The 18,174-nt window shown below is 61.8% G+C and carries 15 protein-coding genes, 1 tRNA gene and 1 pseudogene; 7 read left to right on the forward strand and 10 right to left on the reverse strand.

Going from position 1 to position 18,174, the window contains the following annotated elements; translation table 11 throughout:
* Positions 1–181: 181 nt before the first annotated feature.
* Positions 182–1,201: a cell division protein FtsZ gene (gene ftsZ, locus ACE04I_RS21240; RefSeq protein WP_046792659.1), complete on the forward strand. Its 1,020-nt coding sequence runs from the start codon at positions 182–184 to the stop codon at positions 1,199–1,201.
* A 65-nt stretch (positions 1,202–1,266) separates the two neighbouring features.
* Here the strand turns inward: ftsZ and ACE04I_RS21245 are convergent, their stop codons facing one another.
* Positions 1,267–2,421 (reverse strand): MFS transporter, encoded by a 1,155-nt coding sequence (locus ACE04I_RS21245; RefSeq protein ID WP_046792658.1) that lies wholly within the window; start codon positions 2,419–2,421, stop codon positions 1,267–1,269.
* A 145-nt stretch (positions 2,422–2,566) separates the two neighbouring features.
* Positions 2,567–3,055, reverse strand: a complete 489-nt coding sequence (locus ACE04I_RS21250) for a DUF305 domain-containing protein (protein ID WP_046792657.1) — start codon at positions 3,053–3,055, stop codon at positions 2,567–2,569.
* Between the two features lie 134 nt (positions 3,056–3,189).
* Here ACE04I_RS21250 and ACE04I_RS21255 point away from each other — a divergent pair.
* A pseudogene (locus ACE04I_RS21255) lies at positions 3,190–3,307 on the forward strand (aldehyde dehydrogenase family protein); the annotation flags it as partial.
* Positions 3,308–3,442: 135 nt separating this feature from the next.
* Here ACE04I_RS21255 and ACE04I_RS21260 read toward each other — a convergent pair.
* From ACE04I_RS21260 to gpt, 3 genes are all read right to left on the reverse strand, one after another.
* Positions 3,443–7,270 carry a vitamin B12-dependent ribonucleotide reductase gene (locus tag ACE04I_RS21260; RefSeq protein ID WP_046792656.1) on the reverse strand — a complete coding sequence of 1,276 codons (3,828 nt, stop codon included), beginning with the start codon at positions 7,268–7,270 and terminating at the stop codon, positions 3,443–3,445.
* A gap of 601 nt (positions 7,271–7,871) precedes the next feature.
* A complete protein-coding gene (locus tag ACE04I_RS21265) occupies positions 7,872–8,651 on the reverse strand; it encodes a ZIP family metal transporter (RefSeq protein WP_046792655.1) in 780 nt (259 codons plus the stop codon).
* 72 nt (positions 8,652–8,723) lie between these two features.
* Positions 8,724–9,221, reverse strand: a complete 498-nt coding sequence (gene gpt, locus ACE04I_RS21270) for a xanthine phosphoribosyltransferase (RefSeq protein ID WP_046792654.1) — start codon at positions 9,219–9,221, stop codon at positions 8,724–8,726.
* 158 nt (positions 9,222–9,379) lie between these two features.
* Here gpt and ACE04I_RS21275 point away from each other — a divergent pair, with 158 nt between their 5' ends.
* Positions 9,380–9,730 carry a DUF2200 domain-containing protein gene (locus ACE04I_RS21275; protein WP_046792653.1) on the forward strand — a complete coding sequence of 117 codons (351 nt, stop codon included), beginning with the start codon at positions 9,380–9,382 and terminating at the stop codon, positions 9,728–9,730.
* A 65-nt stretch (positions 9,731–9,795) separates the two neighbouring features.
* Here ACE04I_RS21275 and ACE04I_RS21280 read toward each other — a convergent pair whose 3' ends face one another.
* Both ACE04I_RS21280 and ACE04I_RS21285 read right to left on the reverse strand, forming a co-directional pair.
* A complete protein-coding gene (locus tag ACE04I_RS21280) occupies positions 9,796–10,638 on the reverse strand; it encodes a universal stress protein (protein ID WP_046792652.1) in 843 nt (280 codons plus the stop codon).
* A gap of 122 nt (positions 10,639–10,760) precedes the next feature.
* Entirely contained in the window at positions 10,761–11,534 is a 774-nt protein-coding gene (locus tag ACE04I_RS21285) for a competence/damage-inducible protein A (RefSeq protein WP_046793016.1), read from the reverse strand.
* Positions 11,535–11,767: 233 nt separating this feature from the next.
* Here ACE04I_RS21285 and wrbA point away from each other — a divergent pair, with 233 nt between their 5' ends.
* Positions 11,768–12,367: an NAD(P)H:quinone oxidoreductase type IV gene (gene wrbA / locus ACE04I_RS21290; RefSeq protein WP_046792651.1), complete on the forward strand. Its 600-nt coding sequence runs from the start codon at positions 11,768–11,770 to the stop codon at positions 12,365–12,367.
* Between the two features lie 653 nt (positions 12,368–13,020).
* Positions 13,021–13,105 (forward strand) — tRNA-Leu (locus tag ACE04I_RS21295).
* A gap of 26 nt (positions 13,106–13,131) precedes the next feature.
* Here ACE04I_RS21295 and ACE04I_RS21300 read toward each other — a convergent pair.
* Entirely contained in the window at positions 13,132–14,592 is a 1,461-nt protein-coding gene (locus ACE04I_RS21300; protein ID WP_046792650.1) for a TrkH family potassium uptake protein, read from the reverse strand.
* 111 nt (positions 14,593–14,703) lie between these two features.
* On the opposite strand from ACE04I_RS21300, the gene ilvA reads away from it, so the two are divergent.
* Positions 14,704–15,954: a threonine ammonia-lyase gene (ilvA, locus tag ACE04I_RS21305; RefSeq protein ID WP_046793015.1), complete on the forward strand. Its 1,251-nt coding sequence runs from the start codon at positions 14,704–14,706 to the stop codon at positions 15,952–15,954.
* A 3-nt stretch (positions 15,955–15,957) separates the two neighbouring features.
* Here the strand turns inward: ilvA and ACE04I_RS21310 are convergent, their stop codons facing one another.
* Positions 15,958–16,977: a glycerophosphodiester phosphodiesterase family protein gene (locus tag ACE04I_RS21310; protein ID WP_046792649.1), complete on the reverse strand. Its 1,020-nt coding sequence runs from the start codon at positions 16,975–16,977 to the stop codon at positions 15,958–15,960.
* 109 nt (positions 16,978–17,086) lie between these two features.
* Here ACE04I_RS21310 and ACE04I_RS21315 point away from each other — a divergent pair, with 109 nt between their 5' ends.
* Complete coding sequence (locus ACE04I_RS21315) at positions 17,087–17,410, forward strand: HlyU family transcriptional regulator (RefSeq protein ID WP_046792648.1); 324 nt, start codon at positions 17,087–17,089, stop codon at positions 17,408–17,410.
* Positions 17,411–17,494: 84 nt separating this feature from the next.
* Here the strand turns inward: ACE04I_RS21315 and ACE04I_RS21320 are convergent, their stop codons facing one another.
* Positions 17,495–18,112, reverse strand: coding sequence for an FMN-dependent NADH-azoreductase (locus ACE04I_RS21320; protein WP_046792647.1), 618 nt, complete (start codon positions 18,110–18,112; stop codon positions 17,495–17,497).
* Positions 18,113–18,174: the final 62 nt, after the last annotated feature.

An 18,174-nucleotide genomic window follows, 5' to 3' on the forward strand; every position in this document is an offset into this window, starting at 1 on the left:
CGTCTTGAGAGATGCGGGGCGCTGTTTGCGTCTGGGCAGGCGATGCCTTGCCACGTCGAGTATCGGCCGCCCTGGTCATGAGGGCTTCGCCCCGGCTCTGCCTTGTTGTACGCCTAGCTTAATGCCTGATTCGCTGTCCTCACAGGGGCGGGGCAGACACGAGGCTTTGAAGGAGAGAGCAATGACGGACGCCAAGAGCGGTATTTCCGGACTACGGCCGCATATTACTGTGATCGGCGTTGGCGGCGGAGGCGGCAACGCGGTCAACAATATGATTGCGGAAAATCTGCAGGGTGTGGAATTCATCGCGGCAAATACCGACTCCCAGGTGCTCGCCACATCCAAGGCGTCGCGCCGCATCCAGCTTGGCGCAAACGTCACAGAGGGGCTTGGCGCAGGTTCGCTGCCGGATGTCGGCCGCGCCGCTGCGGAGGAGTCGATCGACGAGATCATGGACCACCTGAGCGGTTCGCACATGTGCTTCGTGACCGCCGGCATGGGCGGAGGAACGGGTACAGGGGCCGCTGCCGTGATCGCGCATGCCGCGCGTTCGGCCGGCATTCTGACGGTGGGTGTCGTCACAAAGCCCTTCACCTTCGAAGGAAATCGCCGCATGAAAACTGCGGAAATCGGTATCGAGGCGCTTCGTCAAGCTGCCGACACCGTGATCGTCATTCCCAACCAGAACCTCTTCCGCATCGCTGATGCGAAAACGACTTTCGCCGATGCCTTCATGACGGCCGACCGCGTGCTTTATTCCGGTGTCGGCTGCATCACCGATCTCATCGTCAAGGAAGGCCTGATCAACCTCGACTTTGCCGATGTGAAGTCTGTCATGCGCGGCATGGGGCGCGCAATGATGGGCACGGGCGAAGCCGCCGGAGATAGCCGGGCGATGAAGGCGGCGGAAGCGGCGATCGCAAACCCGCTTCTTGACGATGTCTCGATGAAGGGCGCCAAAGGCGTGCTGATCTCCATCTCGGGCGGTTCGGATATGACGCTCTTCGAAGTGGACGAGGCGGCAAGCCGCATTCGCGACGAGGTGCAGGATTTTGCCGATATTGTCGTGGGGGCGATCTTCGACCGCAACCTCGATGGTCGGTTCCGCGTCTCGGTTGTCGCGACTGGCCTGGAAGGGGACGGACTACCCGCCGCCGTTTCGGGCGCCGCCGAAGAGATCGAGATCCGCACACTGCAGTAAAGTCGCCGGGCGGTGACCTGCCGGATTCGAAACGGATGAAATCGAGGGTGTGGTAGGGGATCACGTCATCCCGTTGGCCGCACCCTCTTTCCGCGCCAGGTCGCGTTCAGAGCGCAAAGAACGGCAAGCCCGACCAGAATGCATCCCGCCCAGGGCAGCGCCTGCAAGGAAGCGCGTTCCAGGATCAGGCCTCCGGCAGCGGTCCCGAGCGCCACTCCGATATGCATGGCGGAGAGATTGAGACCGATGCCAGCCTCCGCAGTCGCGGGATCGGCGGATATCAGGAAGCTCTGCACGACGGGCGATATCATCCAACTGATGCAAGCCCAGACCGCCATGATGGCGATGAAGGCCGCCGGCGCGTTTGAAAACAGCGGAATGGCTGCGAGCGCCAGCAGGTAGAGAAACGGCGTCACGACGATTGCCATGCGCGGCGTGAGCCTGTCTGCAAGCCATCCTCCGCAATATCCGCCGCTCACGCCCGCGGCCCCGAAGGCTATGAAAGCCAAAACGACATGCGGGCCTGCAATGCCGACGGCTTCGGTCAGATATGGCGCGAGATAGGCGAAAAGGACGAAGTGGCCGCCTATCATGAGAATGGATACCAGCTGCGCTGACTGAAGCCTGTAAGATTTCAGATGCGACTTGTAATCGGGGTCGCCCTGCAGGCGCTGCCCCATCCTCGGCAGGAAGGATTGGGCGAGAAACAGGACGATGAGCGCGGCAGATGCCAGGGCGAGGAAGACGGCACGCCAGCCGAACCATTCATTGATCAGCATTCCCGCCGGAACACCCAGCACCATCGACCCGCTGATGCCCATGAAGATGATGCCGATCGCGCGCCCTCTCATGCCGCTGTCGACCAGTTCCGTGGCCAGCATCGTGGCGATCAGGCAAACCACGGCGCTGGCGGCAGCCATGCCGATGCGGGCGGCAAACAGAATGGAGTAGCTGGGGCTGATGCCGGCGACGACATTGCTGAAAGCGAAGACCGCAAGTGCCGAAAGCATGATGCTCTTGCGCTCGAAGCGCATTGTCAGGCCAAGAGCCAAGGGTGCGGTAAGCGCGAAGGTGATCGAGAAAACCGAGGTAAGCTGTCCGGCGATCCCGACCGAGACGCCGAGGCTCGGCGCTATGGTGGGAAGGATGCCGACGATGATGTTCTCCGCCGTGCCTGTGGCGAATGTCGCGAGGGCGAGAAGAAAGAGCCGAAAATACATTTGCCGTTCCCTTCATGGCAAAGCCATGCGGGAAGCGGCGATCCCGGCACGGCATGTTGCGAGCCGGGTTTCGAGGCAGTGCTTCGGTTATCCCTGATGCCGTTTCATAACATCGGCTGGAGCCATTGACTACGGGTTTATTCGGCTAACCCCGTCCTCCCAGACGGGCCTGAATTTGGTTCATCTGCTCGATCTCCTCGCGCTGGGCACGTGAGATCTCGGAGCAGAGCGTGACCAGTTCCGAATCCGTCAATCCTGCTTCCCTGCACATGAGGATAGCGCCCGAGTGATGCGGGATCATCGAGGCGATAAACTGCCGGTCGCCCACCAGCGCCTGGGTACGGGTGCCCGACAAAGCTGCCAGGAAGAGGATTGCTAGGCCGACGTGGATGGCCGCGTTCAGCCTCCCGTTGCCGTACATGCCCCTCATCGTCGCGAGCATGATGATGCCCATGGGCGCCACCATCGTCAGAGCCATGTAGAACATGTTGAGATTGTTGCGAAAGTCCCCCCAGCCGTCGATCATCGAGAACATCACGAAATACATGACGACGAGGCTGAGGATCATGTTCACGGCGAACATGGCATATGGATGCCTGCTCGTGTGTTCATGTGCATTGTGGTGATCGCGCATACCGCCTCCTTCTGGCCGCTATGAGCAGCGGCCGACGCGAGATGCTTCCCTGGCAATGGCGCCAATCTCCGGGAAGAGGCATGCGGCGTAAACCCTCCCATGATCGGTTTGGTTCCGATTCCCGCTGGCTTCGCAGCATCGCCAACGACAATCCATATGCTCGCGGGTGCGGTATGGACACAGGACGTTGCCCGGGCTCTCCGGATAGAATCCCAGGTGCGGGCTGGCACCTTCTGGATCAACGGCTACAAGAAAAAAACCGCACCTTCGTTTCGAAGGCGCGGCTTTCGCATTCCCGATCGGCGGCAGACCACCGATTTGATGTCATCTCAATGGCGCAGCGGCCGAACCCAGTGGCGCCCGCGCTATATACAGCATACCGCCGGATCAGCTGCAGCCGCTGGTCGCGCCGCAGGTGTCGCACTTCTCGCAGGTACCGTTGCGCACCATGGTGAAGTTCTGGCACTCGGAGCACATGTTGCCCGTATAGCCCTGAGCGATGGAGCGCATGCGCCGCTCGTTCTCCACCTTCTTGGCTTCCGCCTTGGCCGAGGCTGCGTCGGCGGCGGCCTTGTCGGAGAAGAGGGCGGTGGCTGCCTGCTGCTCTTCGGAAGCGACGTCGTCGAGCACTTCCTCGGCGATCTCTTCGGCCAGTTCCTTGGCGCGCTCCTCATAATCCCGTTTGAAGGAGACGATTTCGGAGGTTGCTGCGGCAACCGTCGGTTCCAGCTTGCGGGCCGTATTGCCGGCAACGCTGCCGGTGAACGAGGTAACCGTTGCAGAAGCGCGGGCAGGGGCTGCGGTTGCGGCACCCTTCGCTTCGGACGAAGGGCCGGTCTGGCCGCCCTGGATCAGGGTCGGCTTGTAACCGCGGGTCCAGCCGGTCGAGACGAGCTGGGTCTTGCCTTCCTTGATACCCTTGCCGAGTGCGGTGTTGGAGAAGTCCGACGTATCGACATGCGCGAGGTCGTGACGGCCGAGATAGGAGACGGCGAGTTCGCGGAACACGTAGTCGAGGATCGAGGTGGCGTTCTTGATAGCGTCGTTGCCCGTCACGATGCCGGCCGGCTCGAACTTGGTGAAGGTGAAGGCCTCCACATATTCTTCCAGCGGCACGCCGTACTGGAGACCCAGCGAGATGGCGATGGCGAAGTTGTTCATCATCGCGCGGAAGGCGGCACCTTCCTTGTGCATGTCGATGAAGATCTCGCCAAGCCGGCCGTCGCCGAATTCGCCGGTGCGCAGATACACCTTGTGTCCGCCGACATTGGCCTTCTGGGTATAGCCCTGGCGGCGGTTCGGCAGCTTTTCACGTTCGCGGGTAATGCGCTCGATGACGCGCTCCACGATCCTCTCGGTGATCTGCACGGCCTGGGCCGCGGTCGGAGCCTGTACCAGTTCCTCGATCGCGTCCTCCGCATCGTCCTCGTCGATGAGCGAGGCATTGAGCGGCTGGGAAAGCTTGGAGCCGTCACGGTAGAGAGCGTTGGCCTTGAGAGCGAGCTTCCAGGACAGCATGTAGGCCGCGCCGCAATCCTCGACGGTCGCCTCGTTCGGCATGTTGATCGTCTTGGAGATCGCGCCCGAGATGAACGGCTGGGCGGCCGCCATCATGCGGATATGGCTTTCGACCGAGAGGTAGCGCTTGCCGATCTTGCCGCAGGGATTGGCGCAATCGAAGACCGGCAGATGCTCGTCCTTGAGGAACGGTGCGCCTTCCAGCGTCATCGCACCGCAGACATGGATATTGGCGGCGTCGATGTCCTTCTTCGAGAAACCGATGTGCTCGAGCAGGTTGAAGCTCATGTCGCCGAGTTGTTCGTCGGTGACCTTCAGCACGTCCTTCAGGAAGTCGGCGCCGAGCGTCCACTGGTTGAAGACGAACTTGATGTCGAAGGCCGCTTTCAGCGCGCCGTTGACGGCCTCGATCTTCTCGTCGGTAAAGCCCTTGGCCTTCAGCGTGCCGGGGTTGACGCCGGGCGCCTGGTTGAGGTTGCCATGACCGACCGCATAGGCCTCGATCTCGGCGATCTGCGATTCCGAATAGCCGAGCGAACGGAGCGCTTCAGGAACGGCGCGGTTGATGATCTTGAAGTAGCCGCCGCCGGCGAGCTTCTTGAACTTGACGAGCGCGAAGTCGGGCTCGATGCCGGTCGTGTCGCAATCCATCACGAGGCCGATCGTGCCGGTCGGCGCGATCACCGTCGTCTGGGCGTTGCGGTAGCCGTGCTTCTCACCGAGTTCCAGCGCCTTGTCCCAGGCGGCCTTGGCATGGGCGGCCAGGTCCTGGTCCGGGTTTTCCGCATGGAAGAGCGGGACGGGGTTGACCGACAGCTGTTCGTAGCCGGTGGTTTCGCCGTAAGCCGCGCGGCGATGGTTGCGCATGACGCGCAGCATGCTCTCGCGGTTCGGCGCGAAGTTCGGGAAGGGGCCGAGCTCGCCGGCGATTTCGGCGGAGGTCGCATAGGCGATACCGGTCATGATCGCGGTGAGCGAACCGGCGATCGCGCGGCCTTCCTTGGAGTCGTAGGGAATGCCGGTGGACATCAAGAGGCCGCCGATATTCGCGTAGCCGAGGCCGAGCGTGCGGTACTGATAGGAGAGTTCGGCGATTTCCTTCGACGGGAACTGCGCCATCATGACCGAGATTTCGAGCACGACGGTCCACAGGCGCACGGCATGTTCGTAATCGGCGATGTCGATGCGCTTCGTCGCCTTGTCCTTGAACTGCAGGAGGTTCAGGGAGGCAAGGTTGCAGGCCGTGTCGTCGAGGAACATGTATTCCGAGCACGGGTTGGAGCCGCGGATCGGGCCACCGGCAGGCGAGGTGTGCCAGTCGTTCATCGTCGTGTTGAAGTGGATGCCCGGATCGGCGGACGCCCATGCGGCATAGGAGATCTGTTCCCAGAGATCGCGGGCCTTCAGCGTCTTCATCACCTTGCCGTCCTTGCGGGCGGTGAGGTTCCACTCTCCGTCGTTCTCGACGGCCTTGAGGAAGTCGTCCTTCAGCGAGACGGAGTTGTTGGAGTTCTGGCCGGAGACGGTCAGATAGGCTTCCGAATCCCAGTCGGTGTCATAGGTCTTGAACTCGAGGTCCTTGTAGCCTTGGCGTGCGAACTGGATGACGCGGCCCACATAGTTTTCCGGAACCATGTCCTTCTTGGCGGCCTTGATCTCGCGCTTGAGCGCCGGGTTCTTGGCCGGGTCGTAGCAGTCGTCGCCATCCGCTTCGCAGTTGACGCAGGCCTTCATGATCGCCTTCAGATGCTTGGCGACGATCTTCGAGCCGGTGACGAGGGCCGCCACCTTCTGCTCTTCCTTGACCTTCCAGTTGATATATTCCTCGATATCCGGATGGTCGATATCGACCACCACCATCTTGGCGGCGCGCCGCGTGGTGCCGCCCGACTTGATGGCGCCCGCTGCGCGGTCGCCGATCTTGAGGAAGCTCATCAGGCCGGACGAACGGCCGCCGCCGGAAAGCTTTTCGCCTTCGCCGCGCAGATGGGAGAAGTTGGAGCCGGTGCCGGAACCGTACTTGAAGAGGCGCGCCTCGCGGACCCACAGATCCATGATGCCGCCTTCGTTGACGAGGTCGTCGCCGACGGACTGGATGAAGCAGGCATGCGGCTGCGGATGCTCATAGGCCGACTTGGACTTGGTGAGCTTGCCGGTGAAGGGATCGACGTAGAAATGGCCCTGGCCGGGACCGTCGATGCCATAGGCCCAGTGCAGGCCGGTGTTGAACCACTGCGGGCTGTTCGGAGCGACGCGCTGGGTGGCGAGCATGTAGGCGAGCTCGTCCATGAAGGCTGCGGCGTCGTCTTCGGACGTGAAGTAGCCGCCCTTCCAGCCCCAGTAGGTCCAGGTGCCGGCGAGACGGGTAAAGACCTGGCGGGCGTCGGTCTCGGAACCGTAGCGCTCACCTTCGGGGAGCGCCTTCAGGGCTTCAGTGTCGGCAACGGAGCGCCACAGGAAGGAGGGGACGTCGTTTTCCTCGACCTTTTTCAGGATTTTCGGCACGCCCGCCTTGCGGAAATACTTTTGGGCAAGCACGTCGGTGGCGACCTGGCTGAACTGCGCCGGCACGTCGATGTCGGCCAGCCGGAAGACGATGGAGCCGTCCGGGTTGCGGATCTCGCTCACCGCCTTGCGGAATTCGATCTCCGCATAGGCGCCCTGGCCCGGCTTGGTGAAACGACGTTCTATACGCATTGCCCTATCCTCGCGTTGGCGCCCGTTTTCAGACGCAAAAATTCTGATGCCGGCGGCCGTCGATCAACGACCTGCAGCCAGTGTCCGTTCCGTTCCGTCGGTCAGGTTATCCGGAGATGGTCAACCTGTATCTTGTGGCGATGCTGGCTGCAAACACTAAATATAGTATTAACAACTTCTTTCCGCCAGTCTTTTCGTGCTTTGACAGCCCACGAAAATCAAGACAACAAAGCCCCACGGCGGCACGCGCTAAATCAAGGCGAGCCCCCGAATACGGGTACAGGATTTCGTAGATGGGAACCGGCCTCGTTAGATCCGGTCCAGTCGCCGCCGCAACATTGGAACACTGTTGTCCGAGCCAACAGATTCGTCAAGGCGTAGATTGCGACGCTTTTATAACCACAAGATATTGTGCTCGCAGACTGTGGAAAACGGGGATAGAAAAATAATCGAAGAAACTCAGGCATTTGGGCCGAGCGCTTCAAGCTGGCTTGGATGCGATCACAAAATCTTTCAACCCGCGGTCGTTCTTTTGAGGGAATATTGGCCGAGGCTTTGAGCCGCGCGCCGTAGCGCTTTGAAACAGCCCATGAATCCCGGATTACATCAGTTCCGACAATACCATGATGAGGAGGAAGCCGCAGCCGGTGGCAATCGCCGAGGATTGCTGGAAATGGTGCGATTCTGCCTCCGGAACGAGGTCGGTGATCGTCAGATAGAACATGCCGCCGGCGCCCATGGCGAAGAGAAAACCTTGCGCCGGTTCTGGCACGCCCTGGAGAAAGAACCAGCCGGCCATGGCGGAGATGAAGAGCGATGCGCCGATCAGCGACGTCCACAGGGTGATTCGCCGTCCCGCATGATCCCGTCTTTCGCCCAGCACCAGTTCTCCGATGCTCATCGCCTCGCTGATATTGTCGATGAAGATGGCAAGCCCGACGATGACCGCAATGCTCGGGTCGAGCGCGGCGCCTATCCCGATCGATACGCCTTCGATGAGTTCCTCGGCGCTGGTGCCGCCGGCAAGCACGGCGGTGTTGCTGCCGCGCGGTTTCAGGCGCCGGTGCATGCTCTTCACCGCCTCGTTCTGTGCCGCCTCCCGGCCGGCCATTTTCCAGCGGTTGACATAGAGGTCGAGCAGGTAGACGAGCGCAAAACCGAGGGCGAAGCCGCAGGCGGCAAGCGGGATCGAGGAAAGCTCCAGCGCCTTCGGCATCATTTCGAAGGCGAAGGTGCCCAAAAGCACGCCCGCTGCCAGGCCGACGACAAGCGATAGCAGAAGGCTGGAAGGTTTGAGCCAGATGGAAAGTGCCCCGCCGAGCGGCGAGGCGAGGGCGGCGGCAAGCGCCACGCCGAAAACGATCGAAAACTGACTGTCCATCCCAAACCTCGTCGGCCACGGACGGTCAACGGTGCAGGGACAGGATTGTTTCCTCGGGCGAAGGGCCCCGAATCAGCCCTTGGTGCCCTTGGCGATCGGCTCCTGATAGGTGAAGCCCATGTCCCAGGGGAAATAGATCCAGGTATCCTGGCTGACTTCGGTCACGAAGGTGTCGACCGTCGGCACGCCCTTGGGCTTGGCATAGACGCAGGCAAAATGCGCCTCGGGCATCATGGCGCGCACTTCGGAGGCCGTTTTGCCGGTGTCGGTGAGGTCGTCGACGACCAGCACGCCCTTGCCCCCATCCTTGGTGAGATCCGGGCTGATGCCCTTGAGCAGGTTCATTTCGCCCTGGTTGACGTAGTCGTGGTAGGAGGCGATGCAGACCGTCTCGATCAGGCGGATGTTGAGTTCGCGCGAGATGATGGCGGCCGGTACGAGCCCGCCGCGGGTGATGCAGACGATGGCGTGGAAATCCTGGTCGAGGCCGGCAAGCCGCCAGGCAAGTGCGCGGGCATCGCGGTGGAACTGATCCCAGGAAACGGGAAAGGCTTTATCGGGAAGGGACATGTCTTTTTGCCAATTAGCGGGAGCTGCTTTGGCTCTCGCTAATAGCGGCATTCCCGCCCTGATGGCAAGCGGGTGATTCGCGACTGATGGGCCGTACGTTAAAGCGCCGATGTCTGCTAATGTAATCCGAAAGTTATCCTGGATGTCTCGGAGTTCGCATGACGAAGCATCGCGTCTATTCGATCGGCATCGCAAGCGTCTATCCCCACTATGTCGCTAAGGCGGAGAAGAAGGGGCGCACGAAGGCGGAGGTCGATGAAATCATCCGTTGGCTGACGGGACACAGCCAGGAGACGCTGGACGATCAGCTGGCGAAAAACACCAGCCTTGAGGATTTCTTCGCGCAAGCGCCGAAGATGAATCCCTCGCGATCGTTGATTACGGGCGTGGTCTGCGGCATCCGCGTGGAGGAGATCCAGGAGCCCACCATGCGGGAAATTCGCTACCTGGACAAACTGATCGACGAACTCGCGAAGGGGAAGGCGATGCAGAAGATCCTGCGGAAATAGCCGGGCAGGAGTTCAGGAGCCCACCCGGAGCTTGATGCGCGAGCTTGCGCGGGTTGCGTGAGGCCTCAGCGCGACAGGAGCGAGAGCGCTGTCATCGAATCGAGCAGGCTGCGCGTGACGCCGCCGAACAGCATTTCCCACCAGCGCGAATGGCCGTAGGCGCCCATCACGAGAAGGTCGACGCCTCCTTCCGAAAGCCGGTTCTCGATCGCCGCGGAGGCCGAAAGTCCGCCGCTGTCCTGCGTGGTCAGCGTCACGTTGACACCGTGGCGGGAAAGCGCGGCGGCAAGTTCCACGCCCATCATGTCGCGCATCTGATCGCCTCTTTCCGGCGGGTCCACGCAGAAGACCTCGACGCTTTCCGCCTCCTTGAGAAGCGGCAGGGCATCGAAGGCGGCGCGTGCGGCTTCGCGCGAACCGTTCCAGGCGATCAGCACGCGGCGGATCGGCGCCGGCTGTTTCATCGTGTAGGGCACCAAGAGCATGGGCCGGCCGCTTTCGAACAGAAAGGTTTCGAGATCGGCGCGATTGTCGGAGGAATGGGCGGGATCGCTCTGGCTGGCGACGATCAGGTCCACGGCGCGCGCCGTTTCCATCACGGTATGGGCGCCGTAACCGGCAGAGGAGAGGAAGCTGCGCCATTCCATGGAGACGCCGTCGTGGCCGGCACGCTCCTTGAAGATGCGCTCGACCTCGGCGGTTTCGCGGTGGGCCGCCTCCTGCAGCGCCTGGACAGCCGCCGGATCGGGGATTTCCATGGGTGCGATCAGCGGCACGGCGGCCAGCGTCTCGGCGTGGACGCCGATCAGGTGCCCGGAAAACTGGTCGGCGAGCGCGACGGCGAAATCGGTGATCTGGCGCGCATTGCGGGGTGTGTCGAGAACGGCGAGTATGGTCTTGTAAGCCATGGCGGTATCTCCTCAGCGACAGGCTTTCCCCAAGGGATCAAAGACTATCTCAAGATAACGTGGGGCTCCCATTGTTCCCGGTCAAGCAGCCAGCAACAAAGAGGTGATAATGCCGCAGTCGTTCAGGCGTCCGCGGTCGGGTTGGTGCGCGCCTTGCTGGCCTTTATGCCGGCGATCATGTCCGCCACCGCATTGGCGGCGGCATCCAGCGCCTCCTGGTCGCGGGCGCGCACGACGATCTCCGTCGAGAAGCGCTGCCCGTCATATTTCGGGTAGGAGCCGATGTTCGTCTGCGGATGCGCCTTCTGCACGGCCGTAAGCGGCGTGCCTATGTCGCCCTCGCCATAGGGGCAGGGAAGGGCGCGGCTCAGCATCTTCGTACCCGATTTCAGCGTCGGCAGCACGTTGTCGATCATTGCCTGGAAGACCTGCGGCACGCCGGCCATCACATGGACATTGCCGATGACGAAGCCGGGGGCGGTCGAAACCGGGTTGGGAATGTGCCGGGCGCCCTCGGGCATGCGCGCCATGCGCTGGCGCGCCTCGGTGAATTCCATTTCGCGGCGCCTGTACATCTCGGCGAGTAGGCGCATGGCCTCGGGATCATAGATGCAGGGAACGCCGAACGCCTTGGAAACCGCATCCGCCGTGATGTCGTCATGGGTCGGGCCGATGCCACCGGACGTGAAGACGTAATCATACCGGCCGCGCAGCGCGTTCAGCGCCTCGACGATCGCCTCTTCCTCGTCCGGAACGATCCGCACTTCCTTCAGGTCGATGCCGGAAAGCGTCAGCACATCGGCGAGGTGGCCGATATTCTTGTCCTTGGTGCGACCGGAAAGAAGTTCGTCGCCGATGGCAAGCATGGCGGCGGTGACGATAGGCGTATCTGGCATGGCGTCCTCCGTGGTCGGATGATGCTCTACGCCGAAATCGCCGGGCGCAGAAGTGGTTTCCTTCGCCAGACCGGCAGATTGCCGGATAGTCATGATTTTGTGACCGTCCATCGGAAAACGTCGTCAAAAATTGAACGGTGCGTTGAGCGGGCCGGGGCTGTCCGCATTCGGCGAACTTGCTACATCTCGTCATCGAGATCCCAAACGCATTCCACACAAAACGGAGACATGTGATGGCAAAGGTTCTGGTTCTTTATTATTCCGCCTACGGTCATATCGAGAAGATGGCATATGCCATGGCGGAAGGCGCCAGATCGGCGGGCGCCGAGGTGGATGTCAAGCGCGTTCCCGAACTCGTCCCGGAAGAGGTCGCCAAGGCCTCCCATTACAAGCTCGACCAGCAGGCGCCGATCGCCACCGTCGACGAACTGGCGAATTACGACGCGATCATCGTCGGCGCCGGCACCCGTTTCGGCACCGTTGCCTCGCAGATGCGCAATTTCTGGGATCAGACCGGCGGCCTATGGGCCAAGGGCGCGCTGGTCGGCAAGGTCGGCTCGGTCTTCACCTCGTCCGCGACCCAGCATGGCGGCCAGGAATCGACCATCCTGACCTTCATCCCGACCCTGCTCCATCAGGGTTTGGTCGTGGTCGGCCTGCCTTACTCCTTTGCCGGCCAGTCGGGCCTGGATGAGATCAAGGGCGGTTCGCCTTATGGTGCGAGCACCATTACCGGCAGTGACGGTTCCCGCCAGCCCTCGGAGATAGAGCTGGAAGCCGCGCGATATCAGGGCGCGCATGTGGCGAAGATCGCCGGCAAGCTCGCCGCCTGAAATCGTTCATCGCACTCGAATCAAAAGGACGCGGCATGTGGATGCCGCGCCCTTTGCCGTGATTGGCTCAGCCCAAAATGGAAGACTCAGGAGAGGAATGTCCAGGCGGGGACGGTGGCAAGCGCCGTCAGCGACACGCAGAAGGCCGCGATCTTCAGCCGTTTGATCCGCATCGTCCTGACGCCCGTCCAATCATACCGCATTCGAAATCCTCATGATTCTCGGCAAACAACTGCCCGCCTAATTTAGAGGGCGCTTATTGTTCGCGAGGCTTGCGCGAAGCTTGCGGGGGCTGAAGCGGGCCGGCGTCTCGGGATCGAAGATATCCCCGCGCCAGCCCTTGCCGCGGCCACGCCGGAGGGGAGCAGCAGCCCGCAGCAAGAGAAGGTTGTAGCGGCGGGCCGTTTGGTTCCAGAGATGTCAACGGACATGGTGAACGATCGGTAAATTTCCACAGCTCCGTACCATTTTGGGGCAGGTATGCTCGTCGTGGATGCCAAGCTGGAGTGAATCCGGGGGCTTGAGCTGACCTTGGGCGGCGGCAGCGTTGCGCGTTCGGCGAATCTCGCAGAGGCTGGAGTTGGCCGAACGACATCTTTCCGGCAAGCGGCCCTTCCATTTCGTATTCGGTCACGATATTGAAATCGCGCCTCGCGGACGTGGCGAAACTGGTAGACGCAAGGGACTTAAAATCCCTCGGGCTTGCCCGTGCGGGTTCGATCCCCGCCGTCCGCACCAGGCTCATCTCCGAATATTAAAAGCTCTCAATGCCGCCAGAAGACCGGTGTCAGCAGCACGAGCACGGTGAGGATTTCGAGACGGCCGAGCAGCATCATCAGCGAAAGCAGGTAGAGCGCCGGATCGCTGATGGTGGAGAAATTACCGACCGGGCCGATGATCGGGCCGATGCCGGGGCCGACATTCGAAAGCGCAGTGATGACGCCCGACATCGATGTGAGAATATCGTAGCCGAGGGCCGCCATGGCGACGCTGCCCGCCACCCACAGGAAGAGATAGAGGCTGACGAACAGGAAGACGCCTCGTTGCGTTTCGGCATCCACCGTCAGGTTGCCGTAGCGCACGGTATGGACCGCGTTCGGATAGATCAGCTTGGCAAGCCCCGCGCGCACCACGTTGAAGATGATGACGAAACGGTAGGCCTTGATGCCACCGGCCGTCGAGCCGGAACATCCGCCCATGAAGGTCGCGAAGAAAGCCGCGAGCACCGCAAACGGTCCCCAGAGCGTATAATCGTCGCTGGAGAAACCGCCGGTGGAGAGAATGGAGGTGATGTTGAAGAACGCATGGATGAGGGCGTCATCCAGCTCTACGCCGTTATTGAGATGGTGGTAGACGCCGACCGCCACCGAGATGGCGACGAGATATCCGAGGAAGACCACGATCTGCGGATCGCGCAGGGTCTCCAGCCTTCCGCGCACCGCCAGAAGGATGATGACCGAGAAAGGCAGGCTGCAGATCGCCAGGAAAATCGTGCCGATGACGAGAATCGCAGTGTTGTCTTTGAAATAGCCGAACGAAGCGTCATGCGTCGAAAACCCGGCCGTCGCGATTGTCGACATGGCATGGTTCAGCGCGTCGAAACGGCTCATCCCGGCAAAGTCGTAGGCAACCGCACAGGAGATCGTCAGAAGCACGTAGACTGCGAGGAAGGCGCGGGTGAAGCTCGCAAGCCGTGCGAAGGGCTTCTCGTTGGAGGTCTCCGATGATTCGAGCTTGAAGATCGACATGCCGCCGACCCGAAGAAACGGCAGGATGAAGAGGCCGAGGCCGACGATGCCGATGCCGCCGAGCCAGGTCAGCAGTGAACGCCACAAAAGAATGCCGGGCGGCAGATCGTCGAGTCCAACGATGATGGTCGAACCGGTCGTCGTGATACCCGAGACCGATTCGAACAGTGCCTGCGCGAAGGTCGTCTTGTATTCCGCGAGATAGAGGGGAATGGCTCCGACGATGGAGAAGACCAGCCACAGCACGTTGACGAGCAGGAAGCCGAAGCGTTTGTTGAACACCGGCGGCGGTCCGCGCGTTGCGAGCGCCGCGGCCGCCGAAAATCCGCCGACCATCAGCCCGGAAAGCGCAAAGACCTGCCAGTCATCGTGGCCGTAATAGAGATCGAACATCGCCGGCAGGAACATGGCGATGGAAAGATAGAGCCCGCATAGGGCCGCAATATAGACGGTGGGCCGGAGAAGACTGCCGTTCAAGAAGAGATCCCGCGTTTCGTGCCGATGCCGTCGCCGTGGAAAGAAGCTTTGTCTCTCCCGATTGCCTATGGCATAGCGGGACCGTCTAAGGATTTCAATGGATCGACGAGCGTGAACAGATCGGATGTGGATGAAGCGAGGATGGCGCTGCGGGAGATATTTGCCGAAACGCCCCTCCAATTGAATGAGCATCTCAGCCGCCGCTACGGGGCCGAGATCTGGTTGAAGCGCGAGGATCTTTCGCCGGTGCGCTCCTACAAGATACGCGGAGCCTTCAATTTCTTCCGCAAGGTGATCGCCGGCGGGGCCACGGACAAGACCTTCGTTTGCGCCTCGGCGGGCAACCATGCGCAGGGATTCGCCTTCGTCTGCCGACATTTCCAGGTGCCAGGCGTCGTCTTCATGCCGGTCACCACGCCGCAGCAGAAGATCGACAAGACGCGCATCTTCGGCGGCGAGTTCATCACCATCCGCCTCGTCGGCGATATCTTCGACCAATGCTATGCGGCAGCGCGCGCGCATGTGGAAGAGGTTGCCGGCCTCATGGTGCCGCCCTTCGACGATCTCGACATCATCGAAGGCCAGGCGACCGTCGCGGCTGAAATCATCGACCAGCTTCCGCAGGGCACGGTGCCCGATCTCGTCGTCATGCCAGTCGGGGGAGGAGGGCTTTCCTCCGGCATGACGGGTTATCTGAAGGACATCGTCGCTCCGGAAGGTTTCGTCTTCACCGAGCCGGCGGGAGCGCCGAGCCTGAAGAAGAGCCTGGAGGCGAAGGAGCCCGTGACGCTCGCCAAGGTCGACAATTTCGTGGACGGCGCGGCCGTGGCGCGGATCGGCGACCTCAACTTCGAAGCGCTCAAGGAATTTTCACCGGATCAGGTGCTGCTTCTTCCGGAAAACGCCATCTGCGTGACGATCAGCGAGATGCTGAACGTGGAAGGCGTGGTGCTGGAACCGGCGGGCGCGCTCTCCATCACGGCGCTGGAGGCGCTCGGGGCGGAGCGGCTCGAGGGCAAGACGGTCGTCTGCGTGGTTTCGGGCGGCAATTTCGACTTCGAACGCCTGCCGGACGTCAAAGAACGCGCCATGCGCTATGCGGGCGTGAAGAAATACTTCGTTCTCCGCATGCCCCAGCGTCCCGGCGCGCTGCGCGATTTCCTCAACCTGCTCGGACCGGAGGACGATATCTCCCGCTTCGAATACCTGAAGAAATCGGCGCGCAATTTCGGCTCGATCCTGATCGGCATCGAAACGTCGCAGCCGGAGAACTTCTCCGCCCTGATCGAGCGTCTCGAGGCCGCCGGCATGGGCTACGAGGACATCACCGAGAACGATCTCCTCGCAAGCTTCATTATCTGAACATCAGCGTGCGCAGATCGCCGGCGGGGCGGAGAGGGCACAGAAGCCACGGCGCTCGACTTCCGGGCGCGCGGCCTCGATCCGGTTCGTCCAGACGAGGCCGGGAAAGCCGGCCGGCACAAGATCCCAGCTTTCCGCATCGTCGATGCCGGAAGTGCCCGCATCGCCTGCCTCATACGGTCCCATCAATATGACGTCGGAACCGGCCGCCTGCATGCGTGTATAGAATCGCTCCGGCCATCCCCAGAGAAGGAAGGCGTAATTGGCGGGCACGGCGACCAGCGTGTTGCGGCAGTCTTCCGGCACATGGCCGCTCCAGCCGAGCGCGAGATAGTTGAGAAGGCAGGATTTGGCGCTGCGGTTGGAAAAGCCGGCCATGTTTTCGACCAGCGCAACCGTTCTTTCGGTCGGCTCGCCGCCGCCATAGACGCCGAAGACTGCCTGTCGGAATGCCGGCTCGGCGGAAAGCATGGCGGCGAGCGCTTCGCCTTCCTCGGTGCGGCGGCTCTTGAAGTTGACGAGAAAGCGATTTTCGGGAAGCGCCTGGAAAACCTCCGGCAGCGTCGGCATCAGGCCGATGCCCTGGCCGCGAAAGGGAAAGGTCGCGCCGCCATCGGCCGTGTAGCCGTAGCCGATGTCCAGCGCCTTCAGTTTGGCCATCGGCGTCTCCTCGGTCACGCCGGTGCCGTTGGTGCGGCAGTCGAGCGTCCAGTCGTGGAAGACGGCGAATTGCTTGTCCGGCGTCAGATGCACGTCCAGTTCCACCACGTCCGCGCCCGCCTCGAAAGCCGCGCGCATGGAGGGAATGGTGTTTTCAAGGAAGCCATGCGTCGGCGGCAGCATGCGGCTCGCCGTGCAGGTGTCGCTCGCGAGATCGGTGCGGTCGAAGAGTTGGTGCTGGCCGCGATGCGCGATCAGCCTGAGCGGCTCGTCTTCCGGAAACCGCGAAAACACCGAGGTATTGCCGGCCCAGAGCGCCAGCGCGGCGACGGCAGGCACGGCGAGGATGACTTTCCACTTCATGGAGGCTCCGAATCAGGTTGGGGAGAGCACAACCTTCGTCGAATCCGATTGCGACTTTTCCGGGATGAACGCACTTCCGGCATCGCCTGGAATGTGTTAGGCAGCCGCCATGGCTTCATTCCTGTCCAATCTCCTGTCGATGTTCTCGGGCGGCTCCAAGGATGCCGCTTCCGCAACCTCCGCCGCCGAGCCGCAGGCCTATGGTGACTGCACCATCCATGCGACGCCGATCCGCGAAGGCAACCAGTACCGGCTGGCGGGCCGCATCGAGAAGGAAGTGAACGGCGAGGTGCTGGTCAGGCACTTCGTTCGTGCCGATGTCTTCACCTCGATGGACGATGCGGTCGAGTTCACCGTCCGCAAGGCCCAGCAGATCATCGACCAGAACGGCGTTTCGCTGTTTGCCGACGGCGAGAAATCCCGCTCCGCTTAAACCGGCTTCCAGTTTTTCAAAACCAATAACGGCCGGGACGAGGTCCACGGCCGTTATTGGCTTGGGCGGGGCAGGGTGTGGTGGTTAGGCGGCGAGTGCCAGCTCTTCCGAGCGGGCCTGTGCGGCGGCAATTGCCTTCTGGGCCGCTTCCGGACCGAAGGCCACGCCTTCGACATAGATGACTTCGATATCGGTCATGCCCATGAAGCCGAGCACCGTCTTGAGATAGGGTACGGCGTGGTTCATGCCGACTGCCGGGCCTTCGGAATAGACGCCGCCCGAAGAGAGAACGACATAGACCTTCTTGCCGGAGGCAAGGCCGATCGGGCCGTTTTCGGTGTAGCGGAAGGTAAGGCCGGCGCGGGCCACGTTGTCGATCCAGCTTTTCAGCGTGGAGTAGATGTTGAAGTTGATGAGGCCGGTGGCGATGACGACCGTATCGGCCGCCATGAGCTCGTCCACGAGCTTGTCGGAATATTCGGCGGCAGCGGCTTCCTCGGCGTTACGGGCCTCGGCGGGCTTGCGGATGGCGGACGTGGTCACCGTGTCGAGATGCGGGATCGGGTTGGCACCGAGATCGCGGTGGATGACGGAGGTGCCGTTGCCCTTGGCGCTGAGCGTATTGGCAAGGTCGATCGCGACCTTGCTGGAAAGCGATTCGTCGCCGCGCGGGCTGGAGGTGACGAGCAGAATGGAGGACATGTTTTCTTCCTTGCCTGAAGTCTTGAGAGTGGTGAACGAGGCGTTGCCCCGTTGCTTCGATC

Source organism: Rhizobium moroccans (assembly GCF_057559155.1).

Bases quoted from the DNA above. Each gene is read 5' to 3' on its own strand.
- ftsZ (WP_046792659.1), top strand. From the start codon at position 182: ATGACGGACGCCAAGAGCGGTATTTCCGGACTACGGCCGCATATTACT.
- ACE04I_RS21245 (WP_046792658.1), bottom strand. From the start codon at position 2,421: ATGTATTTTCGGCTCTTTCTTCTCGCCCTCGCGACATTCGCCACAGGC.
- ACE04I_RS21250 (WP_046792657.1), bottom strand. From the start codon at position 3,055: ATGCGCGATCACCACAATGCACATGAACACACGAGCAGGCATCCATAT.
- ACE04I_RS21260 (WP_046792656.1), bottom strand. From the start codon at position 7,270: ATGCGTATAGAACGTCGTTTCACCAAGCCGGGCCAGGGCGCCTATGCG.
- ACE04I_RS21265 (WP_046792655.1), bottom strand. From the start codon at position 8,651: ATGGACAGTCAGTTTTCGATCGTTTTCGGCGTGGCGCTTGCCGCCGCC.
- gpt (WP_046792654.1), bottom strand. From the start codon at position 9,221: ATGTCCCTTCCCGATAAAGCCTTTCCCGTTTCCTGGGATCAGTTCCAC.
- ACE04I_RS21275 (WP_046792653.1), top strand. From the start codon at position 9,380: ATGACGAAGCATCGCGTCTATTCGATCGGCATCGCAAGCGTCTATCCC.
- ACE04I_RS21280 (WP_046792652.1), bottom strand. From the start codon at position 10,638: ATGGCTTACAAGACCATACTCGCCGTTCTCGACACACCCCGCAATGCG.
- ACE04I_RS21285 (WP_046793016.1), bottom strand. From the start codon at position 11,534: ATGCCAGATACGCCTATCGTCACCGCCGCCATGCTTGCCATCGGCGAC.
- wrbA (WP_046792651.1), top strand. From the start codon at position 11,768: ATGGCAAAGGTTCTGGTTCTTTATTATTCCGCCTACGGTCATATCGAG.
- ACE04I_RS21310 (WP_046792649.1), bottom strand. From the start codon at position 16,977: ATGAAGTGGAAAGTCATCCTCGCCGTGCCTGCCGTCGCCGCGCTGGCG.
- ACE04I_RS21315 (WP_046792648.1), top strand. From the start codon at position 17,087: ATGGCTTCATTCCTGTCCAATCTCCTGTCGATGTTCTCGGGCGGCTCC.
- ACE04I_RS21320 (WP_046792647.1), bottom strand. From the start codon at position 18,112: ATGTCCTCCATTCTGCTCGTCACCTCCAGCCCGCGCGGCGACGAATCG.